This window comes from Klebsiella sp. NPDC088457 (assembly GCF_044900465.1).
Classification (GTDB): Bacteria; Pseudomonadota; Gammaproteobacteria; order Enterobacterales; family Enterobacteriaceae; genus Klebsiella.
In genome coordinates, this window is record NZ_JBJDNH010000011.1 from 56,565 (window position 1) to 81,554 (window position 24,990).

Consider the following 24,990-nt stretch of genomic DNA (forward strand, 5'->3'; position numbering starts at 1 on the left):
GTGAAGCTCTGCTCAGAAAACCGGAATGGATGAAAATCAAACTTCCGGCTGACTCGTCCCGTATCCAGGGTATCAAAGCAGCGATGCGTAAGAACGGTCTGCACTCCGTGTGCGAAGAAGCTTCTTGCCCGAACCTTGCGGAATGCTTCAACCACGGAACAGCAACCTTTATGATCCTCGGCGCGATTTGTACCCGCCGCTGCCCGTTCTGTGACGTTGCACACGGCCGTCCGGTTACCCCGGATGCCAATGAGCCGCAGAAACTGGCGCAGACTATCGCCGATATGGGTCTGCGCTATGTCGTGGTCACTTCCGTTGACCGCGACGATCTGCGCGATGGCGGCGCCCAGCACTTTGCCGATTGCATCAGCGCTATTCGTGAGAAAAGCCCATCGATTAAGATCGAGACTCTGGTCCCTGACTTCCGTGGACGTATGGATCGGGCGCTGGATATTCTCAAGGTGACTCCGCCGGACGTGTTTAACCACAACCTGGAAAACGTGCCGCGTCTGTATCGCCAGGTTCGTCCAGGCGCCGATTACAACTGGTCGCTGAAGCTGCTGGAGCGTTTTAAAGAAGCGCACCCGCAGATCCCGACCAAATCGGGTCTGATGGTCGGTCTGGGTGAGACCAACGCAGAGATTATCGACGTCATGCGCGACCTGCGTCGCCACGGCGTGACAATGCTGACTTTAGGCCAGTACCTGCAGCCAAGCCGTCACCACCTGCCGGTTCAGCGCTACGTCAGCCCGGATGAGTTTGAAGAGATGAAAGCCGAAGCGTTGGCAATGGGCTTCACCCATGCCGCCTGCGGTCCGTTCGTTCGTTCGTCTTACCATGCCGACCTGCAAGCCAAAGGGATGGAAGTGAAATAAGTTTCGCCTCCCCCGACCGCTGGGTGGAACACCTCACGCAGCGGTCCGTTTATCCCCCACTTCACCGCTTTCTTTGCCGCCTGCCCCACTTATCTGGTAACACTTACTTGCACTTTTTTATACTGCGCCGATTGCAGGCAATAAAAAGAGGCCGCAACGGTCGTCGTTGCAGCCTCTTTCACCTTCAGACTCGCGCCTGTCGGTTAGCCCCTCCCGTCGTCGGGGAAGGCGCCGTTAATTACTCTTTATGAGAGAGCTTCTGTGCCGGAGTTTCTTCTTCCGCACTGGTTTTCTTCGCGCTATCGTCATTGTCGTTCATGGCTTTCTTAAAGCCTTTGATAGCGGAACCCAGGTCTCCACCCAGCGTACGTAGTTTCTTGGTACCAAACACTAAAATAATCAGTGCTGCGACAACCAGCAGTTTGGTAATACTAATCTCACCCATAGCTAACCTTCTTCTCTAAAACAAGCTGCGAATACGCCATCATACACGCGAACAATTAACGGCTATTTGACGCGCGGACACAATAGCAATCTGTAACAAGGTGAATCAAGCCTTGTTTAAAAAAACATCACAATAATTGCGGTGGCGCAAAACGACGGTTCTGCAACACCGGCAAACGCTCGCGAACCTGGCGCAGTGCGTCCAGCGAAATATCGGCCATGATCAGCTGCGGCCTGTCCGCCGCTCCCGCCAGCGTCGTTCCCAGGGGGTCGATAATACGGCTCTGGCCAATATTACGCGTTCCGCACTCGCCAGCCGCCACAATATAGCAGGTGGTATCCAGCGCTCGGGCGGCCAGCAGCGTGGCCCAATGATGCTCCTTCAGCGGTCCTCGTACCCATGCGGTGGGTAAAACCAGCACCTCAGCCCCCTTAAGCGCCAGCGCTAACGCCAGCTCGGGAAAGCGTAGATCGTAGCAGGTCATCAGCCCGACCTGCACGCCGTTGACGTCAATCAGCGGGGGGATGTGTTGCCCGGCATCAACCAGCCGTGACTCCTGCATATTAAACGCATCGTACAGGTGGAGCTTCTGATATTGGGCAATCACCTCACCCTGGCGTATCGCCACCAGCGTGTTGCTCGCACGACCGTCGCCAGACGGCACGTGTAACGTCAGGATCGTGGTCAGGTTATTATTCCGGCTCTCCTCGCGTAGCCGCTGCATAAAGCCGCCGTCTATCGCCTGCGCCGATTTTACCGATAAATCCGGGTCATTGTCGTCACGAGCCAGCAGGGCTTCCGGTAAAACCAGCAATGCAACTCCCACCCCGGCCGCCTGCTCCATCAGCGTCACGCAGGTTTGCGCATTGATTCGCCAGTCTGGCGTTACAGCAAATTGTCCAGCAGCAACCAACATCTTCGTCTCCCGTCAGGTAATTCGTAGCCAGCCACGTATTTTGCGCGTTAAACTTAAATCCCTATATTAACCAAATAGCAGGGAACGACAGTGTCACAACTACTTTTAGCCGTTTTTGTCGGCGGCGGTACCGGCAGCGTATTACGCTGGTGGTTAGGAATGAAGTTCAATCCGATGCATCATGCCATACCCATTGGCACACTCACCGCCAACCTGCTGGGCGCGTTTATTATTGGTGCCGGGCTGGCGTGGTTTAATCGCCTGACGGATATTGACCCGATGTGGAAGCTGCTGATCACCACCGGTTTCTGCGGCGGTCTGACCACCTTTTCCACGTTTTCCGCCGAGGTTGTCTTCCTGCTGCAGCAGGGCCGCATCAGCTGGGCGCTGCTGAACATTCTGGTCAACCTGCTGGGTTCATTCGCCATGACCGCCGCAGCATTCTGGCTCTTTTCTCACGCCGCCAGCCGCTAGCAACAGGCGAAAAAAAACCCGCTAAACGCGGGTTTTTATATTCTACTGACGCAAGGCTTAGATAGCGTTTACGTTTGCAGCAGAAGGGCCTTTGGCACCGTTAGTGATTTCGAACTCTACACGCTGACCTTCAGCCAGAGTTTTGAAACCGTTGGACTGGATTGCAGAGAAGTGTACGAATACATCTTTGCTGCCATCTTCCGGAGTAATGAAACCGAATCCTTTGGACTCATTAAACCACTTAACGTTACCTTTAATCTTAGACATCAAAATTACCTTTATATGAAAAAACGACACTAATACTGTGTCGGACACCAGTACATCAATTGTGGTGCCTTTTGTCCAGTCCAACTTTGCTAAAAAGTGACAAAAGTCGCTATCTTTTTTAGGAGGTCACGCTTTAGTTGTTGTTTTTCCACAGGACAAACGGTTTATCTCATTTGTGGCTAAGTTATGCCAAATTTAAAACTGAAAGCGGGCCCACGCAAAGTAAACGTTGCCGTTATTGTAGGTCCCCGGGATATAGGTCATCTGAAAAGTTGCGGGGCCATAACCGATTGATGCCAAAGGTAATACCACCGGAATCGGGATGTACTTCCAGTTATCACGCGCCGTCACGCCCAGCGTGTAGCCCAGCCCAAGATGAAAATTATCGTCCGCCAGCGGACGCCAGGTTTTTTCCCAGCCATAGCCGCCGATAGGCTCCCATTTGTTAAAGGAGTCCTTAAACGCCATCAGATACAGGCCATGCCAGTTGCCTTTCTCATCCCAGCGCGATGCGCCGAACCCCGCCCCCCAGGGACGCTCGTTATACTTGTCGGTCTTTTCTTTGTCGTAAGCAAAGCGGGCATGCCAGGTAATCGCGGGCACATACAGATCGTAGTGTTCAGGCTGCTGCCAGGTTTGCGCGACGTTATCGCTTAAGGTGTCGTAACCGTCGCGAATCGTCGAAGAAAATGACGCGTTAGCCGGGCCACAGGCGAGCAAAAACCCCAGAAAACCAAAGGAAAACAGTACGAACTGACGTAGTCTTAACACTTCTCTATTACCAATATCTATATTAAAGCGGATTAAAGTAACAAATATAATCTTAATATAACCTTAACGACATTAGGCAAAATCCTGATTTACGTGCAAAAAGGACCGATCTTTTCCCCCTGCGCTTTTGTGATGGCCGCCGCCTCTCTGACGATCGTTAGCGGGATCTCATCGATTTATTGATTTGCATCAGCATGTTTAGCCCATTTATTAGGCACATTCGCTCACTTAATTTTTTCATCAGCTTATTTATCAGCATATTCTTTGGGTTAAGGGCTTAGGGGTAAATCATGCTTACGCTAGTTGAGATCCTTATCGGGATTGTGGTCATTGTGGGCGTCGCCCGCTATATCATTAAAGGCTATTCCGCCACCGGCGTGCTCTTTGTGGGCGGCCTGACGCTGCTTATCATCAGTGCGTTAATGGGGCATAAGATTTTACCTGGCGAAACCAAAAGCACCGGCTATTCCGCCACCGATATTATCGAATACGTCAAAATCCTCCTGATGAGCCGCGGCGGCGATTTGGGCATGATGATCATGATGCTCTGCGGATTCGCCACCTATATGACCCACATCGGCGCTAACGATATGGTGGTGAAGCTGGCCTCAAAGCCGCTGCGCTATATCAACTCCCCCTACCTGCTGATGATTGCCGCCTACTTCGTGGCCTGCCTGATGTCGCTGGCCGTCTCCTCGGCCACCGGCCTTGGCGTCCTGCTGATGGCGACCCTGTTCCCGGTCATGGTCAACGTCGGTATCAGTCGCGGCGCCGCGGCGGCGATTTGCGCCTCGCCGGCCGCCATTATTCTCTCGCCGACCTCCGGCGACGTGGTACTGGCCGCGAAGGCGGCAGAAATGCCGCTGATCGATTTCGCCTTTAAAACCACCCTGCCGATCTCCATCGTCGCGATTGTCGCTATGGCCATTGCCCACTACTTCTGGCAACGCTATCTGGATAAAAAAGAGAACGTGGTTCATGAAATGCTCGACGTAAATGAGATAACCACCACCGCGCCATCTTTCTATGCGCTTCTGCCCTTTACGCCGATTATTGGCGTGCTGATTTTTGATGGCAAGTGGGGGCCTGAGTTGCATATTATCGCTATCCTCGTGCTCTGCATGCTGCTGACCGCCGTGCTGGAATTCTTGCGCGGCTTTATTTTTGCCGGGCTGGAGGTCGCTTACCGCGGGATGGCCGATGCCTTCGCCGGCGTGGTCATGCTGTTAGTCGCCGCGGGCGTTTTTGCTCAGGGCTTGAGCACCATCGGCTTTATTACCAGCCTGATCTCGATTGCCACGTCGTTTGGCTCGGCGAGTATTATTTTAATGCTGGTGCTGGTCATTCTGACCATGCTGGCGGCGATGACCACCGGCTCCGGCAACGCGCCGTTTTACGCCTTCGTCGAGATGATCCCCAGGCTTGCCCACTCGTCCGGCATCAACCCGGCTTACCTGTCGATTCCGATGCTGCAGGCCTCCAATCTCGGCCGTACCATTTCGCCGGTCTCTGGCGTGGTGGTCGCGGTGGCCGGGATGGCGAAAATCTCCCCCTTCGAAGTGGTGAAACGGACCTCGGTGCCGGCGATCGTCGGCCTGCTGGTGGTGATTATCGCCACCGAAATTCTGGTGCCGGGCACCGCAATTCAATAAACGCGAAAAGGCGCCAGCAGGCGCCTTTTTTATGCTTTAATAATTTCCTGTAAATTATTGCCATCCACTATCAGGAATAAAAATGTTCAGGAAGGATTTCGTCGCCATTGCCCTCTTGCTAACGGCAACTCAGGCCGGCGCTGAACCGCTTGTCGCCACGCAATATGGCGACTTTGACCGCTACGTACTGGCGCTATCCTGGCAAACGGGATTCTGCCAAAGCATGCATGACAGCAACCGCACCGAGCCGGAAGAGTGTCGTCTGCAGCAGGAGACGCCAGACAAAGCCGACTTCCTGACGGTACATGGTCTGTGGCCCAGCCTGCCGAAATCCATCGCCGCCCGCGGTGTCGACGACCGGCGCTGGATGCGTTTCGGCTGCGCCACCCGCCCCGTGCCCAACATGCCGGAGGTGAAAGCCGGGCGTAAATGCCAGGCCGCAGAAACCGGGCTGTCGCTCGAGATAGCGAACAAACTCAATAGCGTGATGCCGGGCGCTGGCGGAAATTCATGCCTTGAGCGTTATGAATATGCAAAACACGGCGTCTGTTTTGGCTTTGACCCGGATAACTACTTCGGCACGATGGTCCGCCTCGGCGGCGAAGTGAAGCAAAGCGCGCTCGGCGTTATCCTGGCGCAGCACTACGGGCAGAGCGTGAGTCGCGAAGCGTTTGATGCGGCGGTAGCGCAGGCCTACGGCAAGCAGAGTGTGAAGGCCTTCAAGCTGACCTGCAACGGCAACCCGGCCTATTTGACCGAGATGCAAATCTCCATCAAGGCGACGGCCATCAATACGCCGCTGACGGCAGACGCCTTCCTGCCCCAGCCTCATCCAGGCAACTGCAGTAAGCAATTTGTCATTGATAAAGTCGGCAGTTAACGATGCGGCGGCACAGGCCGCCGGTTTTACCAGCCCCCAGGCGCCCCTTGCGGCTATCATCGCTGATTGTGCGTTTAATCACTTCAAACCACCGGCAAGTCTCAGTATGATGGGATGACATTAACCCTTGCCCTTTTTCGGTGAGGGTTTTCTTTTACGGACAGGTTCCTGGATAACACGGAGTATGCGATGACCAGACCCGCAATCATCATTAATGAGCTCGATGCCGAGCGTATCGACAGGCTGCTCGAGCAGCCGGCCTTTGCTAATTCCCCGGTCGCAGATGCGCTGAACGACGAGCTGGATCGCGCGCAAATGCTGGCGCCGGAAGCAATGCCGCATGACGTCGTGAGCATGAACAGTAAAGTCAGGTTCCGCGATTTAACCAGCGGTGAAGAGCGCGTGCGGACGCTGGTGTTTCCCTCGCAGGTCACCGATAGCGCAACGCAGCTTTCCGTGCTGGCCCCCGTCGGCGCCGCCCTCCTTGGGCTAAAAGTCGGTAGCGCCATTCACTGGCAATTACCGGGCGGCGCGGCGGCCCATCTCGAAGTGCTGGAACTGCTCTACCAACCGGAAGCCGCAGGCGAGTTTCATCGTTAATCCCCCTGCTGCCTGAGGCGTCTAACGCTTTATTCAGAGGATGTCCACGCATCCTCTTTCTGTCTCTTTCTTCTCCCTGTTTCTGACAAAAGTTTACGCCCCCTTGCGCCTGAACTGACAGTTTTGCGACCTGAATGACACTATATCTTCCTATAATATGTTGATATAGAAACAGTCGAACAAGGAGGAATGCATATGTATAACACTATCATTATGCCCGTTGACGTTTTTGAGATGGAGTTAAGCGATAAGGCCGTCCGCCATGCGGAGTTTCTGGCCCAGCAGGAGGGGATTATTCACCTGCTCCACGTCCTGCCTGGCTCGTCCAGCTTCACGATGAGCCGCTTTACCGCCGACCTGCGCCGCTTTGAAGAGCATTTGCAGCATGAAGCGGAAACCCGGCTAAAAACCATGGCGGGTCATTTCAGCATCGATCCGGCGCGGATCAAAATGCACGTGCGTTTTGGGAACGTACGCGACATGGTCAATGAACTGGCGAACGAAATTAAAGCCGATGTGGTGGTGATTGGTTCGCGTAATCCCTCTATCAGTACCCATCTGCTCGGTTCGAATGCCTCAAGCGTCATCCGCCATGCCCATATCCCGGTGATGGTTGTCAGGTAACGCAGGCCGATAAAAAAAGAGGCTACCCGTGGGTAGCCTCTTGCATATGCAGGTGTAGTCTTACTTTATTATGCGGTTTTGGTACGAATCAGGTAATCGAACGAGCTCAGCGAGGCTTTCGCGCCTTCGCCCGCGGCGATAATAATCTGTTTGTACGGTACGGTTGTGCAGTCCCCGGCGGCAAACACGCCCTTGACGCTGGTTTCACATTTCGCATCGATGATAATTTCACCCATACGATTGCGCTCGATTGCGCCTTCCAGCCAGTTGGTGTTTGGCAGCAGGCCAATCTGTACGAAAATCCCCGCCAGTTCGACGTGATGTTCGTCGCCGCTGACCCGGTCACGGTACTGCAGGCCGGTCACTTTGCTGCCGTCGCCTTTCACTTCAGTGGTCTGAGCGTTAAGAATGATATCGACGTTTTTCAGGCTGCGGACTTTATCCTGCAGAACCTGGTCGGCCTTCATCTCTGGCGCAAACTCCAGCAGGGTCACGTGCTCCACCAGCCCAGCCAGATCGATCGCCGCTTCAACGCCGGAGTTACCGCCGCCAATAACGGCGACGCGTTTGCCTTTAAACAGCGGGCCGTCGCAGTGCGGGCAGTAGGTAACCCCTTTGGTCCGGTACTGATCTTCGCCCGGTACGTTCATATTGCGCCATTTTGCCCCGGTGGCAATGATCACGCTACGCGCTTTCAGCACCGCCCCGGAGGCGGTTTCAATCTGATGCAGGCCGCCTTCTACCGCTGCCGGTACCAGTTTCGCTGCGCTCTGCGAATCAATAACATCCACATCATAGTCGCTGACGTGGGCTTTTAACGCCCCGGCCAGCTTCTGACCTTCCGTTTTCGGTACCGAGATGTAGTTTTCGATATCAACGGTATCCAGCACCTGGCCGCCGAAGCGTTCGCCCATCAGACCGGTACGAATCCCTTTACGGGCGGAATAGACCGCCGCGGCAGCGCCCGATGGGCCGGAACCGACAATCAGCACATCGTAGGCATCGCGCTTGTTCAGCTCTTCCGCCGCCCGTTTTTCCGCGCCGGTATCAACTTTAGCGACAATCTCCGCCAGCGTCATACGGCCCTGACCAAACTCCTGACCGTTCATAAAGACCGCCGGCACGCCCATCACGTTGCGGCCGGTAATCTCGTTCTGAAAGGTCCCGCCGTCGATAGCCGTATGCTTGATATTTGGGTTCAGCACCGCCATCAGGTTCAGCGCCTGCACCACATCCGGGCAGTTGTGGCAGGAGAGCGAGTAGTAGGTTTCAAACTCGAACTCACCGTCCAGATCGCGAATCTGCTCCAGCAGCGACTGGGTTTCTTTTGACGGATGGCCGCCGGTCCACAGCAGCGCCAGCACCAGAGAGGTAAACTCATGCCCCAGCGGAGAGCCGGCAAAACGCGGACCCTGCAAAGAGCCAGGATTGGCGATCAGGAAAGAAGGCTTGCGGACAGGCAAGCTGTTGTCTTCTTTAAAGGTCACCTTCGGCGAAAGTTCGGCGATTTCAGCCAGCAGTTCCTTGATTTCTGCCGATTTTGCGCTGTCATCCAGCGTGGCAACCAGCTCAACAGGTTTCGTCAGCTTCTCAAGGTAGGCCTTGAGCTGGGTTTTCATGTTAGTGTCGAGCATTTTTAATCTCCTGCTTAAAAAACATCATCATGCAAACGGCCTCGTTCAGGCTGCCTGAATACGCTTGCATCATGGTGCTGGAATAAAACGGGCGCAAACGCGCCCGGATATGAGGCAAATTCCCACTATTTCTTGTCACAGGAAGGCGGCAGGCTTATGAAGCCCCGGGAACTTACAGGGGTAAGTGACCGGGGTGATAAGCGTAGCCAACGCACCTGTGGCATGAAAGACGCCGGAATTTTTAGATTTTACCAACCAGGTCCAGGGATGGAGCCAGAGTCGCTTCGCCTTCTTTCCATTTAGCCGGGCAAACTTCGCCTGGGTGGGAAGCAACGTACTGAGCCGCTTTGATTTTACGCAGCAGGTCAGAAGCGTCACGGCCGATACCCTCAGCGGTAACTTCGATAGCCTGGATGATGCCCTGCGGGTCAACGACGAAGGTTGCACGGTCTGCCAGGCCTTCATTTTCACGCATGTTGTCGAAGTTACGGGTCAGCGCGCCAGTCGGGTCGCCGATCATCGCATATTTGATTTTAGCGATGGTTTCAGAGCTGCTGTGCCATGCTTTGTGGGTGAAGTGGGTGTCGGTAGAAACGGAATACACGTCTACGCCCAGTTTCTGCAGCTCTTCGTAATGGTCTGCAACGTCGCCCAGTTCAGTCGGGCATACGAAGGTAAAGTCAGCCGGATAGAAGAAGAAAACGCTCCAACGGCCTTCGGTGTCTTTCTCGGTAACTTCGATGAATTCACCGTTTTTGAATGCCTGGTTTTTGAAAGGTTTGATTTTAGTGTTAATTAAGGACATCTATACTTCCTCCGTGTTTTCGTTGAGGTCTAAGTTAACGAACTTTTGCCGATTCGACCAATGCGTTTGCATTATCAAATCAATCAGCGATATCTAACAACCGCAACAAGACAGCTTTGTGAATCTGTCGCGGCGATCGCCATGTTTCGCCACTTTTCGCATCCCCTGGAGCGGAAAGTAAAAAGGCCGCCTTATTCAGGCGGCCCCGTTACCTGAAATACCCACAGGTAGGTTCAGTGCCAGACAGGCTGGCTATGTGTTGCGCTCTACATTACCTTAATGTCACAGCAGGGCCGATTACACCATCCGCCCCCCCAAAGGGCAATCCGTCTTTGGGCAGGTCATACCTATAGCTGTAATAGGCTGCGCCATCTGTTCACCCTATCCGTTGATTTAACAAGGAATAGTCATGTTAAAACGTCTGTTTTTGCTCTGTTTTTTACCCCTCTGCAGCTATGCTGAGGAGCTCCCCGCTCCCGTAAAAGCGATAGAAAAACAGGGTATTACCATTATTAAGCCCTTTACCGCGCCGGGTGGGGTAAAAGGCTGGCTGGGTAAATATCAGGATATGGGGGTTGCCATCTACCTGACCCCCGACGGCAAGCATGCTATTTCGGGCTATATGTATGACGAAAATGGCAACAACCTGAGTGAACAGCTGTTCCAGAAAGAGCTCTACACGCCGGCGGGCCAGGCGCTGTGGCAGAAAATGGCGGCCGCCAGCTGGCTGCAGGACGGTAACAAAGAGGCCCCGGTCATTCTGTATGTCTTTGCCGATCCCTTCTGCCCGTACTGCAAACAATTCTGGCAGCAGGCTCGCCCATGGGTAGAAGCGGGCAAAGTGCAAATTCGCACGCTGCTGTTGGGCGTCATCAAACCGGAAAGTCCGGCGACGGCGGCGGCGATTCTCAGCACCCGCGATCCGGCCAAAACCTGGCATGACTACGAACAATCCGCCGGGAAAATGACAATCGCCATCCCGGCGGATCTCTCTGCGGAAAAGATGAAGATCGTCAGCGATAACCAAAAGCTGATGGATGAGCTGGGAGCGAATGCGACACCTGCCATTTATTATATGAATAAAGAGAACATGCTGCAGCAGGTCGTCGGCCTGCCGGAAGCCGATAAATTACCGCTCATGATGGGTGAAAAATAACCGCTTATTCGTATCTTCACCGCCAGGCTCCCGGGGATAAAAGAGCCTGGCTAAATTCCTTGCGGTAATATACATTCGACTGTGGTCGATTAAAAAGGCTCAAATAATTCATCAAGCCAATAATAAAGCACAACAAAATATAATTAACAGATAATTTATTCTTTTATCTCTGACTGAAATCGGATGTTAGCCATGGCGAATCTTTACGGCCTCAAAAAATTCGATCTTAACTTGCTGGTTATTTTTGAGTGCATCTATCAACACCTGAGCATCAGCAGAGCGGCGGAAACGCTGTTTATTACGCCCTCCGCCGTGAGTCAATCCCTGCAACGCCTGCGCAATCAGCTCAACGACCCGCTGTTTATTCGTTGCGGAAAAGGAATCACGCCGACGACGGTGGGCATCAATCTGCATTATCAGCTGGAGAAAAGTCTTCACCAGCTCGAACAGATGATTAATCTCAGCCACGATTCTGATTTAACAACCCGCTTTGTCATTTATAGCCCGCAGCTCTTTATGTCCCCCGAATCCACGCGCTTGATTCAGGCGATCTACCAGATTCCCAATGTGCAGGTGGAACACCACGAACTTCAGCTCAGCGCCGGGTCGGTTGAGAGCTTACTCTCATACCGTAAGGCCGATCTGATCTTGAGTTTATCCCCGCTGTCCCACCCGGAGACCGTATGCCAGCCCTTCCACGAGGTTAGGATGGCGCTGGTTTGTCGCCAGCACCACCCGCGGGCGGCGGTATTGACCTCTTCCGAGGCCATCGCCCAGGAAGGTTTCACCTGTTACCTCACCAATGAGCCGGGAGTCAAAGCGTTCCATTCGCAGATAAAAAAGCTCTTTCCTGCGCGCACCATCGCCTTTCGCAGCGACTCGCTCATCGCTATTCTCAATATGATTAATCAAACTGATTTGATCGGTTTTATCCCTGAAACCGTCTGCCAACATCCCTTTTTTAATCGCGGGTTGAAAGTCCTTCCGCTTAATATTCCTCTGCCGTCATTGATGATTTATCTCATTTACCATCATACGCAGATGGGCAGCCCTGTTTTCGCCTCTTTCATTGAAAAAATAACTATTTCCTGAACAGACGTCACGTTTAAACAATTCACCACATAAATATCAAAAACCAATATATATAAATACCAAATACAAAAACAACTAAAAATGACGACCGTTATTTTCTGGGGTAGCATATTATTGAACCCGCATCGTCAATTGTATTCAAGGAATAGTGGTCGTGACATTAATCAAGTATCCATTACCAGAATCCGTTCTGCAGGCCGCGGAGCAACGAATCGAATGGGTAATGGCTAATTTCCCGCGTCTGTGCGTCTCTTTTTCCGGAGGCAAAGACTCTACCACCATGTTGCATCTGACCGCGCTTTGCGCCCGGCGGATGGGACGTAAAATCAGCGTGCTGTTTATCGACTGGGAGGCGCAGTTTTCCTGCACCATCGCCCATTGCGAGGCGCTTCGGCAAATGTATCAGGACGTGATTGAACAGTTTTTCTGGGTGGCCCTGCCGCTCACCACCCAAAACTCGCTCAGCCAGTTCACCCCGGAATGGCAATGCTGGGAACCCGGCACTGCCTGGGTCCGGCAACCTCCGCCACACGCCATTACCGATCCGCACTATTTCCCTTTTTACTGTCCGGGCATGAATTTCGAAACCTTTGTCCGCGAATTCGCCGACTGGTTTGCACAAAACCGCCCCGCCGCCGTGCTGGTGGGGATCCGGGCAGATGAGTCGCTTAATCGCTTTATGACTATCGCTTCACAACGCAAACAGCGCTTCGCCGACGACAGGCCGTGGACGACTTCCGCGCCGGGCGGCCACGCCTGGTATATCTATCCGATTTATGACTGGAAAACCGCCGATATCTGGACCTGGTTTGCCAAAAGCGGGCTTGCCTACAACCCGCTCTACAACCTGATGTATCAGGCCGGCGTACCGCTGCGCTACATGCGCATTTGTGAACCTTTCGGCCCGGAGCAGCGCCAGGGGCTGTGGCTTTATCACGTGCTGGAGCCTGAGCGCTGGGCCACGCTATGCCAGCGCGTGAGCGGCGTGCGCTGCGGCGGCATCTATGCCGGGTACGATAATCAGTTTTACGGCCATCGCAAGCTGGTCAAACCCGATCATCACACCTGGAAGAGCTACGCCCTGTTTCTCCTCGACAGCATGCCGGAAAAAACGGCCGAGCATTATCGCAATAAAATTGCCGTCTACCTGCACTGGTATCAAAAGCACGGGATGCCGGAGATTCCTGACAGCCAGAAAGCCGATACCGGGGTGAAAGATATTCCTTCCTGGCGGCGTATCTGTAAGGTACTGCTGAATAACGATTACTGGTGCCGGATGCTCTCCTTCAGCCCGACAAAATCCCGCCACTATCAGCGCTACCGCGCACGAATGAGCCAAAAACGTCAGCAATGGGGAATCTTATGCGACAACAGTTAAGCGAAGACATTGCGCGCTATCTCGGCGCTCTGCAGGGTGCGGAAAGAATCGCCGCGCTGAATGAGCTGCGCCAGCTACTGCATCACTATAGCCCGTTCCGGTCGCAGCCCGTTGATTGTGTCTTATGGGTCAGGCAGGAGCGCGTTTCCCCCAATGATTACAACCCCAATAATCTCGCCCCGCCGGAAAAGCGTCTGCTGCGCACGTCGCTAAATACGAACGGTTTTACTCAGCCTATCGTGGTGCTCAAGCAGGCGGATGAGCAGTACACCATCGTTGATGGCTTCCATCGCCACCTGCTGGCAAAAGACAAAGGACGGTTAAGCACGCAGCTAAACGGCTATCTCCCGGTCAGCTGCCTCGCGAGCGATAGCGCCACGCGCGATACCTTAATGGCGGCAACCATTCGCCATAACCGGGCGCGGGGCCGCCATCAGATCCATGCCATGGCGGACATCGTGCAGGAGCTGGCGCATCTCGGCTGGAGCGATGACAAAATCAGTCAGGAGCTGGGGATGGACGCCGACGAAGTATTACGCCTGAAACAAATTAACGGGCTGCTGGAAATGTTCAGCGACCGGCAATTCTCTCAGGCGTGGACCGTGAAATAGCTACAGCCGGCACAGGCGCTCCGCCGCGGCGAGCAGCGTCGCCGGCTGTTTCGCAAAGCACAGACGGATCAGCTTGTGCGGGAACGGATCGGCGCAGAAGACCGACAGCGGAATGGCCGCCACGCCCACCTCGGTGGTCAGCCAGCGGCAGAAGCTCACGTCATCCAGATCGGAAATCGCGCGGTAGTCAGCCAGCAGGAAGTAGGTGCCCTCGCAGGGCAAGATCTCCAGACGGCTGGCGCGCAGGGCATCGATAAACAGGTCGCGACGCTGGCGGTAGAACTCCGGCAGCTGGCGATAGTGTTCCGGTTCGTGGCGCAGCATGTCGGCGATAGCCAGCTGAGCAGGTGTGTTCACCGCAAAAGTCAGGTATTGATGCACCTTGCGCAGCTCGCCGCTTATCGCCGCCGGCGCCACGCAGTAGCCGACTTTCCAGCCGGTCATGTGGAAGGTTTTGCCAAATGATGACACCGCCACCGCCCGCTCGCGCAGCTGAGGATGGGCCAGCACGCTGGCATGCCCCTGCGCGGCAAAGCAGATATGCTCGTAGACCTCATCGCTGATCACATAAATTTCGCGATCGGCAATTGCCTGCCACAGCGCGGCAAAATCCTCACGCTGCCAGACCGTCGCCGAAGGGTTATGCGGCGTATTGAGGATCACCAGCCGGGTGCGTTCGCTAAGCGCTGCGGCAAACGCCTGCCAGTCAACGCGAAAATGCGGCGGCTGCAGGGCAATGCGTTGCAACACGCCGCCGGACAGTTCGACCGCCGGCGCATAGCTGTCGTAGCTGGGGTCAAAGCAGATAACCTCATCGCCGGGGCGCACCAGCGCGGTGATCGCCGCGTACAGCGCTTCCGTGGCGCCCGCCGTCACGGTAACCTCGCTATTCGCATCCGGACGATAGCCGTACAGTTCTGCGGTTTTATCGGCGATCGCTTCACGCAATGCCGGAACGCCGGTCATCGGCGCGTACTGGTTAGCCCCTTGCGCGACATGAAACGCCAGGCGCTCCTGCAGGTAGCGCGGCCCGTCAAAGTCCGGAAATCCTTGCGATAAATTTATCGCCTGGTGCTGCTGCGCGAGGGCGCTCATCTGCGTAAAAATGGTGGTGCCCAGCGAAGGGAGTTTACTTTCAGGAATCAGTGGGTTATTGCTCATTTTATAATTACCGATTGTAATGCTGTTGTTGAAGCCACTATAACACGATGTTAATATTTGGCAATCAAGACGCTTAGACGTCTAAATGATAATGTTATGTCGGTTACCGCCTGAAGCAGCCAACATCACGGCGCACCGCCCACTCTGGAGAGACCATGATCCGCGCTATCGTGACCGATATTGAAGGCACCACCAGCGACATTCGCTTTGTACACAACATTCTGTTTCCGTATGCCCGTGAACGCATCGCAGGGTTTGTCAGCGCCCAGCAGTACGCTGAGCCGGTGCAGACGATCCTCGATAATCTGCGTACGGAAATCGGCAACCCCGCCGCCAGTAGCGCCGAGCTGATTGATACGCTGCTGGCCTTTATGGACGAAGACCGCAAGTCGACGGCGCTGAAGGCGCTCCAGGGCATTATCTGGCGCGAGGGCTATGTTAACGGCGACTTTACCGGCCATCTCTACCCGGACGTTTTGCCGGCTCTGGAAAAATGGAAATCTCAGGGAATTGATTTATATATATATTCCTCCGGCTCGGTGGCGGCGCAGAAATTGTTATTTGGCTACAGCGATGAAGGTGATATTACTCATCTGTTCAACGGCTATTTCGATACCCTGGTAGGCGCGAAGCGCGAAGTGCAGTCCTACCGTAACATTGCTGAACAACTGGGGCACCACCCTGCCGCCATCCTGTTCCTGTCCGATATTCATCAGGAGCTGGATGCCGCGGAAGCAGCCGGTTTTCGCACTATCCAGCTGGTACGTGGCGACCGTGACCCTGCCAGCCATCATCCGCAGGTTCAGCGTTTTGACGACATTCACCCGGAGCAGATCCCAGCATGAGCGCATTAACAATTTATTCAGATCAGGACGCGGCGACCGCCATCTGGCACAGCACGGATGGCGATGAAATTCAGCAGCAGTTAAACGCCAAAGGCGTACGCTTCGAACGTTGGCAGGCCGACCGCGATCTCGGCGTCTCCCCGACGCCGGAAACGGTAATTGAGGCCTATCAGCACGCGATTGACAAACTGGTCGCGGAAAAAGGCTATCAGAGCTGGGACGTGATCAGCCTGCGCGCCGATAATCCGCAGAAAGAGGCGCTGCGCACGAAGTTCCTCAGCGAGCACACCCACGGTGAGGACGAAGTCCGTTTCTTCGTCGAAGGCGCGGGGCTGTTCTGCCTGCATATCGGCAACGAAGTTTTTCAGGTGCTGTGTGAGAAGAACGATCTGATTTCCGTACCGGCCGACACGCCGCACTGGTTTGATATGGGTTCAGAGCCTAACTTCACCGCGATTCGAATTTTTGATAACCCGGAAGGCTGGGTGGCGAAATTTACCGGCGACGACATCGCCGACGCTTACCCGCGGCTGGCGTAACCTCCGGCATACTCCCCGGCGGCGCCCCCCGCGCCACCGGTTCCTTACCGACTACGGCATTTCCACGCTGACGAACGTCGGCGGGTCGAAAGCGGTAATCGGCGGCAGCGGTTCACGCCACGGCGCGATCTCCACCCGACAGGTCTGGGCGCTACAGCCCTGACCCAGGCGCGAACTGCCGCGATCTTCGGTCAACACGTTCGGGTTGCCATGCTTGTCCAGCGATCCTTTGACTTTAGGATCCAGCGGATCGTACCAGGCCCCCGTTGACATCTGCACCACCCCCTTGAGGATCTGCTCGCTGAGATGCACCCCGGCGAGAATCGCCCCGCGGGTGTTATACACCTTCACCACGCTGCCTTCGGTAATGCCCCGCGCCTGTGCATCCTGCGGATGCATCCACAGCGGCTCCCGGCCCTGAATTTTCGTCGCCCGGCTGACGCTGCCGTGATCGTACTGGCTGTGCAGGCGGGTGCGCGGCTGGCTGGAGAGCAAATGCAGGGGCCAGCGCTCGGCCTCTGCCTGCTGCCGGGCCGCCTCTTCTGCGTCCCACCACGGATGGCCCGGGCATTCGCGATAGCCAAAAGCGGCTATCGTTGCCGAGTAGAGTTCAATTTTGCCGGAGGGGGTGGATAGCGGATAGCGCTGCGGGTCGGCGCGAAACTCCGCCAGAAAGACCTGCGGTTTTTCCGGGACGCGATATTCCAGCACGCCCTGTTGCCAGAACTCATCGAACGAAGGCAGCTCAATCCCCTCTTCCTGCGCCCGCGGCCGCGACGCTTCGTAAATCTGCCGTAGCCACTGGCCGGCGTCCCGCCCTTCGCTAAACCGCTCGCCAACGCCGAGGCGCGCCGCGAGATCGCAGAAAATCGCGTAATCGTCGCGCGCCTCGCCCACCGGCGGGATCTGGGCGCTCATGGCGATCATAAAGCCGTCGTGACCGCCGCTGCCGATATCTTCACGCTCCAGCGAGGTGGTCACCGGCAGCACGATATCGGAGAATTTGGCCTGCGCGGTCCAGTACTGTTCGTGGACCACCACCGTTTCCGGCCGCCGCCACGCTTCACACAGTTGGTTGAGATCCTGATGGTGATGGAACGCGTTCCCCCCCGCCCAGTACACCAGACGGATATCGGGGTAGCGCAGATGCTGGCCGTCAAACTCGTACTCCTCACCGGGATGCAGCAGCATATCCGCCAGCCGCGCCACCGGGATCACGCTCCTGACCGCGTTTTCCCCGGCCGGCAAGCGCGGGCCGGAGAAGGCTTTACGCGGGGCCCCTGCCAGATTGGTGCAGGCGTAGCCGAAGCCCAACCCGCCGCCCGGTGTGCCAATTTGCCCCAGCAGGGCGGTCAGCGCCACCGTAGCCCAGTAGGCCTGCTCGCCCTGGCGCGCGCGTTGAATGGACCACGAGATATTCACCATCGTGCGCTGGCTGGCCATCATCCGCGCCAGAGAGACGATCTGTTGTTCAGCAATACCGGTAATCGCCGCCGCCCAGCGCGGCGTTTTCGCTACCCCGTCACTCTCCCCGAGCAGATAGGCGCGATACGGCTCAAAGCCTACCGTATGGCTGGCGACAAATTGCGCATCGTACAACGATTCCACGATCAGTACGTGGCACAGCGCCAGCAGCAGCGCCGTATCGGTGCCCGGACGGATCGCCAGCCACTGCGCGCTTTCCACGGCGCTCAGATCGTTACGTACCGGGCTGATGTTAACAAAGCGCGTCCCCCCTTCCTGCATTTTATCCAGCCAGTGCTTCAGCATATGGTCGTTGGCGCCGCCGCCGTTGACCTGCGAATTACGCAGCGGCAAACCGCCGATGGCGACAAACAGCTGGCACTCGCGCGCCAGCTCAGAGAAATGAGTATGCTGGCGATGCAGCGGACTGAGCGGCCCGAGCACATGCGGTAAAATGCGCTCGCCGGCGGCGCTACTGTAGGTATTGGTGCTGGCGGTGTAGCCGCCGAAAGTTTTCAGGAAACGATGCAGCTGGCTCTGGGCATGGTGAAAACGTCCGGCGCTGGCCCAGCCGTAGGAGCCGCCAAAAATCGCCTCGTTACCGCAGCGCGCCTTCACCGAAGTCAGCTCGCGGGCCAGCAGGTCAAGCGCCACCTCCCAGCTCACCTCCACGAATGGCTCTTTGCCACGCCCCTCGCGGGAAGCCGGGCCGTTTTTCAGATAGCCTTCCCGCACCGCCGGACGGCGAATGCGCGTATTGCCGGTGACGGCATCGGGGAGCGACTGACCGATACGCGAAGGATGCTTATCCCAGGGGACCGGCGTGACCGCATCGATATGGCCATCGCGGGCCTGTACCTGCCAGGTTCCCCAATGCATCACGGTCAGATTATGCTGTTTTCTCATAGTGCCTGTTTTCTTCTCGCCCGATAAAGAGCGCTATCATAGAGCGCGATCCTCGGGAAGATAAAACGCCACCCACCATATAATATGCTGGGTATATAGCAATTAACGCCCCACACCGCTCGCCCCGACGGCTTATTTACCAGATATCACACCACTTAAATCATAATAATTAAGCAGCAACGATTATTTGTACTAAAAATAGTAGCTCAGTCGTTATATCCACAATATAAAAGAGGGTTAATTTTTGCATCATGAAATATTTTCAGCTTACCAATGATAAAATTAAGTTTTCCTCGGCTAATCCTGCGATATAACATTGTTGGAATAACTTAGACATATTTCGTATTTGAGGTTGCGTGCTCGTTATTGTCATGCTACGACTCCGCAGCCACCTTCATCACAGGATCATAATAAGAATGTCGCAGAGAAAAAAATTATTACCCGCCGCACTGGGTCTGCTCTCGCTCGTCTCCATTAGCGCATCGGCCGCTGAAGCCCTGTCGCTTCAGGGGAAAACCATCGGCGTCGCCGTGGTTGGCACCCAGCACTTCTGGGATCGTGAAGCCTACAAAGGCGCAACGGAGGAGGTGGAAAAACTCGGCGGCAAGGTCATTGGCGTCGACGGCGGCCGCGATAATCAGGTCCATGCCAACAACCACGATATTTTACTGTCACGCAAGGTCGATGCGGTAATTAGTATTCTCGGCGACAGCGCGGTTGAGCCTAAATTTAAAGCCCTGCGCGATGCCGGCATTCCGGTATTTACCGTTGACCATGTGTCAAAATATTCGGTCAATAACACCACTTCCGACAACTACACCCTGGGCTCGACCATTGGCCGCTATATGGCGGATGAATTAGGCGGTAAAGGCAACGTTGCCGTATTCAATGCATTCTCCAGTTCACTGCGTATTTGTGGCATTCGTTACGATCAGTGGAAATATGTCCTTAAGGATTATCCGGATATTCATATTATTCAGCCGGAGCTGGCCGAACAGTTTGCTAACTCCCCGGAAGACGCACGTAAGAAAACCCTCGAATTACTCAGCCAGTATCCTAAAGGCAAACTCGATGCGATTCACGTCGCCTGCTGGGATCAGCCGGCCATCGGTATCGTTCAGGCTCTGGAAGAGACCGGCCGCGACAAAGACGTGAAGGTCACCGCTATCGATGCCGGTCCGGAAACGCTGGAGATCATGGCGGAACCCGACAGCCCGTTCGTCGCTAACGTGGCTCAGCAGCCGCATCTGATTGGCCAGACCTCCGCCGACAACGTCGCGCGCTACTTCGCCAAAGAGAAACTGCCGCTGCAAACCTTTATCCCGGTGGTCCCGGTAAAAGGGCCGCAGGAGGCGAAAGCGGTCTATAAACAGCTGGGATATGGCGAACTGCAGTGATCAATCAACACCTCGGCGGGGCGCTCCCCGCCGCTGGTCTGGTCATGAATCAGATCAGCAAAAAGTTCGCTAACGTCACGGCATTAAATGCGGTCACCCTGCAGCTCAAACCCGGTGAGATCCACGGTCTGATCGGCGAAAACGGCGCCGGAAAATCGACCCTGATAAAAATTCTCGCCGGAGTTTACCAGGCCGATAGCGGCACCGCCACCCTCGAAGGTGCAACGCTGCCGCTCGGCAACCCGGCGGCCATTGAGGCGCTGGGCATCCGCGTAATCCATCAGGAACTCAACCTGATCCCCCACTTTACCGTCGCCGAATCGGTGTTTCTCGGCCAGGAATACCGTACCCGCTGGGGAACCCTCGACAGACGCCGGATGAATGCCGCCACCGAGACTTTTTTCCGCGATAACTGGCAGTTGACGATCGATCCGCGCCGGCTGATCCGTCATCTGAGCCTTGCCGAACGCAAGCTGGTGCAGATTGCCCGCGCGCTGATCGACGGCGCCGCCAGGCTGGTGGTATTCGATGAACCCACCGCCCCGCTGGAGGCCCAGGAGGCGAGCCTGGTGTCGTCGGCGATTCTGCGGCTGCGGGAACAGGGGATCGCGATTCTCTACATCTCCCACTACCTCAACGAAATCGCCGCCCTCTGCGATCGCGGCACCGTTCTGCGCAACGGCGAAGTGGTGGGTTACCCGGACAGCGCCCTGCTGCAGGATACCGATGCGCTGATCAAAATGATGGTCGGTCGGGAAATCGAACAGCTCTACACCCCACGACAAACCCGCGCGCCGCAAACCGATGCCGCCGCGCCATTGCTCTCGGTTCGCCACCTCAGCGATGGCCAGCAGCTGCACGATATTAGCTTTGATATTCAGCCGGGCGAAATCGTCGGCATCGCCGGATTACTGGGCGCAGGTCGCGACGTACTGGTCGATCTCCTCTACGGCCTGCAGCGCGTAGGCAGCGGCGAGATTCGCATCGACGGGCAAGCCAAACGCATTCGTACGCCGAAACAGGCGATCCGCGCCGGGATGGCGCTGGTGCCGCGCGACCGTCGCCATCAGGGCCTGATCCTACCCTTCTCCACCGCCGATAATATCAATCTCGCGTCGCTGTCGGAGACCGCGACGCTGGGCTGGGAACACCGCGGCCGGGCGCAGCAGAAGGCGCAGACGTGGATAGAACAGCTCTCCATCCGTCCCGGACGCCCGGAATTAGCGGTGCGCTTTATGAGCGGCGGCAACCAGCAAAAAGCCATTCTGGCCCGCTGGCTGGGTACCGACGCGCGGCTGTTTATTCTCGATGAACCCACCCTCGGGGTCGATATCGGCGCCCGCAGCGATATCTATCAACGTACCCGTCAGCTGGCGGATCGCGGACGCGCGGTACTGGTCTCCTCCAGCGACGCGCCGGAGCTGCTGGGATTATGCGATCGGATCCTCGTGATGTGGCGCGGCACGCTGGTGGCCAATCTCGCCACCCAGGGCCTCACGCTCGACGCGCTGCTGGCGACGATTAACGGTGGACAGGAACAACAGATATGAGTGCTGGTATCCAGCGTCGCGCTCTGCCGGGCATGACGACGCTTATCGAAAAATTTCCGCTGATTCTCTTTTTGGCGCTGCTGGTCTGGCTCAGCCTCCAGTCGCCTTTCTTTTTAAGCTGGCAGAATATCAGCATGATGCTGGTGCAAAGCGTCCCGCTGGCGATTCTCTGTTTCGGCTTGGTGTGCGTGATTGCCGTCGGCGGCGATGACGTGGTATCCGGCGGTATCGACCTCTCGCTTCCCGCTATCGCCGTCCTCGGCGTCGCGCTGCTGAGCCTCGGCATGGTCGAATGGAACACCCCGTATCTGCTGCTGTTACTGCTGCTGATCGCGGTATGTCTCGCCTGCGGAGCGGTGAACGCCATCCTGGTGCTCGCCGCCGGCCTGCCGCCGCTGCTGGCGACGCTCTCCACCTCCGTTGCTTTTACCGGCCTGACGGATCTGCTGACCGGCCAGCGCCGCATCGCGGTCAACGACCCGCTGATGGTCGCTTTTCGCGACAACGCGGTGCTCGGGGTTCCCTGGCCGCTGATCTATCTGCTGGCGGTGTTCATCCTGTTTCAGCTGCTGGTACACCACTCGCGCTTCGGCCAGCACTTACAGGCGGTAGGCGGCAACCGCGATATGGCGCAAATGAGCGGCCTCAACGTCCGCCGTCTGACCATTATGGTCTGGCTACTGGCGGGGATCGCCGCCGGACTGGCGATTTTACCGCTGCTCAGCCAGGGTTCCGGCAGCTCCAGCGGAACCGCTACGCCACTGCTGCTGGAAACCGTGCTGGCGACCTTTATCGGCGCGGCCTTCTCACGCCGCCGCGTGGTCACCATCTGGGGCGCGCTGCTCGGGGCGGTACTGGTGAACGCGCTCTCCAACGGCCTTGGCCTGCTGGGGGTGAATATCTTCTGGATGGGCGCCATCAAGGGCGGCCTGATCCTCATCGTACTGGCGGCCTCGGCGGTCAGACATCAAGGAGGCCGCTGATGAGCCAGCTGACGCTCAAATCCTCAGCCAGCGGGGCGGGTAGCCGCCCGCTGGCGTGGCTGTCGCGGGCCGGGTTCGGCATTATCACCCTGCTGGCGATCGCCCTGTTTGGCTGGGCCAACCCGGTCTTTCTGACGCTCGATAACTGGGCGAACTTACTGCAGGGAAGCGCCATTCTGCTGATCGTGGCGATGGCGATGACCTTAATCGTCAGCGCCGGCGCCATCGACCTTTCGGTGGGCGTGGCGCTCGATTTCGGTGCCGCCTTTGCGCTGGTGGCCTTAAAAACCTGGCACCTGCCGTGGCAGGCGGCGGTGGGCTGCGCCCTGCTTGGCGGGGTGATTATCGGCCTGCTGAATGCCTTCCTGATTCTTATCTGTCAGATTCGTCCGTTCCTGGCCACCCTTGGGACCTGGTTTATCGCCAGCAGCATGGAGCGGATTTATACCGATGGCGGCGGCTCCATCTCCTACCGGAGAATGGCCCCTGAATATCATGACCTCGCGGTCGGGAATATCGCCGGCGTTCCAACCCCGGTGGTGATTGTCCTCGCGCTGTGGCTGTTGGCCTGGCTGGTTACCGAACGCACCCTGTTTGGCAAATATGTCCGCGCCATCGGCCAGAACGCCGAAGCGGCGCGAATCTCCGGGATCCGTGACCGTCTGACCCTGCTGTGGGTGCTGGTGGCGGCCTCAGCGCTCTGCGCCGTCGGCGGGGTGATTCTCTCCGCCAACCTGCGCCAGTTTACCCCGCTGGCCGGCCAGGCCTATTTGATGGATGCCATCGCCGCGGTGTTTATCGGCACCGCCTTTAATCGCCACGGGCGGGTCAGCATCGCCGGCACCCTCGGCGGCGTGCTGTTTCTCGCCATCGTCGATAACGGCCTGAATCTGATGGGGCTTAACTACCTGGTTAAAGATGCGCTGGTCGGCGTCATTCTGGTGGTGGCCCTCGCGCTCTCCTTCTGGCAGGCGCGTCTGCGCCAGCAGCATCGTTAAACGGAGCTTTAATGGCAGCTTTTGACGCCGTATTTGTCGGCCTGACTATTCTGGATATCGCCGGTCGCCCGGTGAGCGACATCCCGCCGCGCGGCGGGGTGGCCTTTATCGAGCAAATCCGGCTGAACCCGGCCGGTACCGCCGCAGGCGCCAACATCAACGCCGCGAAACTCGGCGTGCGTACCGCAGCGGTCGCCTGCCTCGGCGAAGATGAAAAGGCGGATTTTATTCTCGCCAGCTATCGCCGCCTGGGAATCGATTGTTCATTGATTCAGCGAACCTCACGGCTGGAAACTTCGGCGACTATTCTGCCGATCCGCCCCAACGGCGAGCGCCCGGCCCTGCACTGCCGCGGCGCCTCTGACGCCCTGTTCGTCAGCGAAGAGCAGTTCGCCGCGATTCTCGACTGCCGCTTTCTGCATCACGGCGGCAGCGGGCTGCTGGCGGCCATGGATCGGGGCCAAAGCGCGCGTCTGCTGGCGGCGGCGAAAGCCCGGGGAATTGTCACCAGCTTCGATTTAATCGCCCCGCATGAGAACACGCTGGAACTGCTGCGCCCGCTGCTGCCTTCGGTGGACTATTTTATGCCTTCGCTGGAAGAGGCAAGCTACCTTAGCGGACGCACCGATCCCGCCGACATCGCCCGCTTCTTCTTCGATCTTGGCGTCGGCAACTGCATTCTGAAGGATGGCGAAAACGGCTCGTGGCTGCTGAGCGGCGACGGCGGCGTCGAACATATCGCCCCGTGGCGCGTTAACGCGGTAGACACCACCGGCTGCGGCGACAGCTACTGCGGCGGTTTTATCGCCGCCCTGGCCCGTGGGCTGAGCGTAAAAGCGGCTTGTGAAGTGGCATCGGCGGTCGCCGCGCTGGTGGCGACCGGATTGGGATCAGACGCCGGGGTTGTCGACTGGGATCATACCCTGGCGTTTATGGCGGCCAACCGGGCCGGATAATCTCCGGCCCG

25 protein-coding genes are annotated in these 24,990 nt (G+C 56.7%); 17 read left to right on the forward strand and 8 right to left on the reverse strand.

Features of this window, described 5'->3' with window-relative positions:
- Nucleotides 1–875, forward strand: an 875-nt coding sequence (gene lipA / locus ACI2JR_RS09175; protein WP_462478377.1) for a lipoyl synthase, incomplete at its 5' end; no start/stop codon positions are given.
- A gap of 238 nt (nucleotides 876–1,113) precedes the next feature.
- On the opposite strand, the gene tatE is transcribed toward lipA, so the two are convergent.
- Together tatE and ACI2JR_RS09185 are read right to left on the reverse strand one after the other, a co-directional pair.
- Nucleotides 1,114–1,320, reverse strand: a complete 207-nt coding sequence (gene tatE / locus ACI2JR_RS09180) for a twin-arginine translocase subunit TatE (RefSeq protein ID WP_462478378.1) — start codon at nucleotides 1,318–1,320, stop codon at nucleotides 1,114–1,116.
- A 127-nt stretch (nucleotides 1,321–1,447) separates the two neighbouring features.
- On the reverse strand, nucleotides 1,448–2,236 hold the full coding sequence (locus tag ACI2JR_RS09185; protein ID WP_462478379.1) for a deaminated glutathione amidase: 789 nt from the start codon (nucleotides 2,234–2,236) through the stop codon (nucleotides 1,448–1,450).
- A 90-nt stretch (nucleotides 2,237–2,326) separates the two neighbouring features.
- Here ACI2JR_RS09185 and crcB point away from each other — a divergent pair, with 90 nt between their 5' ends.
- The gene (gene crcB, locus ACI2JR_RS09190) at nucleotides 2,327–2,710 is read left to right on the forward strand and encodes a fluoride efflux transporter CrcB (RefSeq protein ID WP_132728891.1); all 384 of its coding nucleotides are present in this window, start codon (nucleotides 2,327–2,329) and stop codon (nucleotides 2,708–2,710) included.
- Between the two features lie 57 nt (nucleotides 2,711–2,767).
- Here crcB and cspE read toward each other — a convergent pair whose 3' ends face one another.
- Both cspE and pagP read right to left on the reverse strand, forming a co-directional pair.
- Complete coding sequence (gene cspE, locus ACI2JR_RS09195; protein WP_004859511.1) at nucleotides 2,768–2,977, reverse strand: transcription antiterminator/RNA stability regulator CspE; 210 nt, start codon at nucleotides 2,975–2,977, stop codon at nucleotides 2,768–2,770.
- 195 nt (nucleotides 2,978–3,172) lie between these two features.
- A complete protein-coding gene (pagP, locus tag ACI2JR_RS09200; RefSeq protein ID WP_165905688.1) occupies nucleotides 3,173–3,748 on the reverse strand; it encodes a lipid IV(A) palmitoyltransferase PagP in 576 nt (191 codons plus the stop codon).
- 290 nt (nucleotides 3,749–4,038) lie between these two features.
- Here pagP and dcuC point away from each other — a divergent pair, with 290 nt between their 5' ends.
- From dcuC to uspG, 4 genes are all read left to right on the forward strand, one after another.
- Nucleotides 4,039–5,400 (forward strand): anaerobic C4-dicarboxylate transporter DcuC, encoded by a 1,362-nt coding sequence (dcuC, locus tag ACI2JR_RS09205; RefSeq protein ID WP_462478380.1) that lies wholly within the window; start codon nucleotides 4,039–4,041, stop codon nucleotides 5,398–5,400.
- Nucleotides 5,401–5,482: 82 nt separating this feature from the next.
- Complete coding sequence (rna, locus tag ACI2JR_RS09210) at nucleotides 5,483–6,280, forward strand: ribonuclease I (RefSeq protein ID WP_462478381.1); 798 nt, start codon at nucleotides 5,483–5,485, stop codon at nucleotides 6,278–6,280.
- Between the two features lie 189 nt (nucleotides 6,281–6,469).
- Nucleotides 6,470–6,880, forward strand: coding sequence for a nucleoside diphosphate kinase regulator (gene rnk / locus ACI2JR_RS09215; RefSeq protein ID WP_132728885.1), 411 nt, complete (start codon nucleotides 6,470–6,472; stop codon nucleotides 6,878–6,880).
- Nucleotides 6,881–7,075: 195 nt separating this feature from the next.
- On the forward strand, nucleotides 7,076–7,504 hold the full coding sequence (gene uspG, locus ACI2JR_RS09220; protein ID WP_132728883.1) for a universal stress protein UspG: 429 nt from the start codon (nucleotides 7,076–7,078) through the stop codon (nucleotides 7,502–7,504).
- A gap of 68 nt (nucleotides 7,505–7,572) precedes the next feature.
- Here uspG and ahpF read toward each other — a convergent pair whose 3' ends face one another.
- Both ahpF and ahpC read right to left on the reverse strand, forming a co-directional pair.
- Nucleotides 7,573–9,138, reverse strand: coding sequence for an alkyl hydroperoxide reductase subunit F (ahpF, locus tag ACI2JR_RS09225; protein ID WP_462478382.1), 1,566 nt, complete (start codon nucleotides 9,136–9,138; stop codon nucleotides 7,573–7,575).
- A gap of 241 nt (nucleotides 9,139–9,379) precedes the next feature.
- On the reverse strand, nucleotides 9,380–9,943 hold the full coding sequence (ahpC, locus tag ACI2JR_RS09230; RefSeq protein ID WP_086871483.1) for an alkyl hydroperoxide reductase subunit C: 564 nt from the start codon (nucleotides 9,941–9,943) through the stop codon (nucleotides 9,380–9,382).
- A 409-nt stretch (nucleotides 9,944–10,352) separates the two neighbouring features.
- On the opposite strand from ahpC, the gene dsbG reads away from it, so the two are divergent.
- The 4 genes from dsbG to ACI2JR_RS09250 all read left to right on the forward strand — a co-directional run bounded on the left by dsbG (nucleotide 10,353) and on the right by ACI2JR_RS09250 (nucleotide 14,180).
- Nucleotides 10,353–11,099 carry a thiol:disulfide interchange protein DsbG gene (dsbG, locus tag ACI2JR_RS09235; RefSeq protein WP_462478383.1) on the forward strand — a complete coding sequence of 249 codons (747 nt, stop codon included), beginning with the start codon at nucleotides 10,353–10,355 and terminating at the stop codon, nucleotides 11,097–11,099.
- A gap of 192 nt (nucleotides 11,100–11,291) precedes the next feature.
- Nucleotides 11,292–12,191: a LysR family transcriptional regulator gene (locus ACI2JR_RS09240; protein WP_462478384.1), complete on the forward strand. Its 900-nt coding sequence runs from the start codon at nucleotides 11,292–11,294 to the stop codon at nucleotides 12,189–12,191.
- 154 nt (nucleotides 12,192–12,345) lie between these two features.
- The gene (locus ACI2JR_RS09245; RefSeq protein ID WP_132728877.1) at nucleotides 12,346–13,569 is read left to right on the forward strand and encodes a phosphoadenosine phosphosulfate reductase; all 1,224 of its coding nucleotides are present in this window, start codon (nucleotides 12,346–12,348) and stop codon (nucleotides 13,567–13,569) included.
- Nucleotides 13,554–14,180, forward strand: coding sequence for an IbrB-like domain-containing protein (locus tag ACI2JR_RS09250; RefSeq protein ID WP_132728875.1), 627 nt, complete (start codon nucleotides 13,554–13,556; stop codon nucleotides 14,178–14,180). Before ACI2JR_RS09245 ends, ACI2JR_RS09250 begins: the two co-directional genes overlap by 16 nt.
- On the opposite strand, the gene ACI2JR_RS09255 is transcribed toward ACI2JR_RS09250, so the two are convergent.
- A complete protein-coding gene (locus ACI2JR_RS09255; protein ID WP_165905697.1) occupies nucleotides 14,181–15,326 on the reverse strand; it encodes a pyridoxal phosphate-dependent aminotransferase in 1,146 nt (381 codons plus the stop codon).
- A 170-nt stretch (nucleotides 15,327–15,496) separates the two neighbouring features.
- Between ACI2JR_RS09255 and mtnC the strand changes: the two genes are divergently transcribed.
- Nucleotides 15,497–16,186 (forward strand): acireductone synthase, encoded by a 690-nt coding sequence (mtnC, locus tag ACI2JR_RS09260; protein ID WP_132728872.1) that lies wholly within the window; start codon nucleotides 15,497–15,499, stop codon nucleotides 16,184–16,186.
- Complete coding sequence (locus tag ACI2JR_RS09265) at nucleotides 16,183–16,725, forward strand: 1,2-dihydroxy-3-keto-5-methylthiopentene dioxygenase (protein ID WP_132728871.1); 543 nt, start codon at nucleotides 16,183–16,185, stop codon at nucleotides 16,723–16,725. The genes mtnC and ACI2JR_RS09265 overlap by 4 nt, the downstream gene beginning before the upstream one ends.
- A 51-nt stretch (nucleotides 16,726–16,776) precedes the next feature.
- On the opposite strand, the gene ACI2JR_RS09270 is transcribed toward ACI2JR_RS09265, so the two are convergent.
- Nucleotides 16,777–19,095 (reverse strand): molybdopterin-dependent oxidoreductase, encoded by a 2,319-nt coding sequence (locus ACI2JR_RS09270; protein WP_462478385.1) that lies wholly within the window; start codon nucleotides 19,093–19,095, stop codon nucleotides 16,777–16,779.
- Between the two features lie 416 nt (nucleotides 19,096–19,511).
- Between ACI2JR_RS09270 and ACI2JR_RS09275 the strand changes: the two genes are divergently transcribed.
- From ACI2JR_RS09275 to ACI2JR_RS09295, 5 genes are read left to right on the forward strand one after another with little or no spacing between them, the layout of a single operon-like run.
- Nucleotides 19,512–20,492, forward strand: a complete 981-nt coding sequence (locus ACI2JR_RS09275; RefSeq protein WP_132728868.1) for a sugar ABC transporter substrate-binding protein — start codon at nucleotides 19,512–19,514, stop codon at nucleotides 20,490–20,492.
- Between the two features lie 44 nt (nucleotides 20,493–20,536).
- Nucleotides 20,537–22,042: a sugar ABC transporter ATP-binding protein gene (locus ACI2JR_RS09280; protein WP_165905696.1), complete on the forward strand. Its 1,506-nt coding sequence runs from the start codon at nucleotides 20,537–20,539 to the stop codon at nucleotides 22,040–22,042.
- On the forward strand, nucleotides 22,039–23,025 hold the full coding sequence (locus tag ACI2JR_RS09285; RefSeq protein WP_132728864.1) for an ABC transporter permease: 987 nt from the start codon (nucleotides 22,039–22,041) through the stop codon (nucleotides 23,023–23,025). The genes ACI2JR_RS09280 and ACI2JR_RS09285 overlap by 4 nt, the downstream gene beginning before the upstream one ends.
- Nucleotides 23,025–24,023, forward strand: coding sequence for an ABC transporter permease (locus ACI2JR_RS09290; RefSeq protein ID WP_132728862.1), 999 nt, complete (start codon nucleotides 23,025–23,027; stop codon nucleotides 24,021–24,023). Before ACI2JR_RS09285 ends, ACI2JR_RS09290 begins: the two co-directional genes overlap by 1 nt.
- Before the next feature lie 11 nt (nucleotides 24,024–24,034).
- A complete protein-coding gene (locus ACI2JR_RS09295; protein WP_132728860.1) occupies nucleotides 24,035–24,979 on the forward strand; it encodes a carbohydrate kinase family protein in 945 nt (314 codons plus the stop codon).
- Nucleotides 24,980–24,990 lie beyond the last annotated feature (11 nt).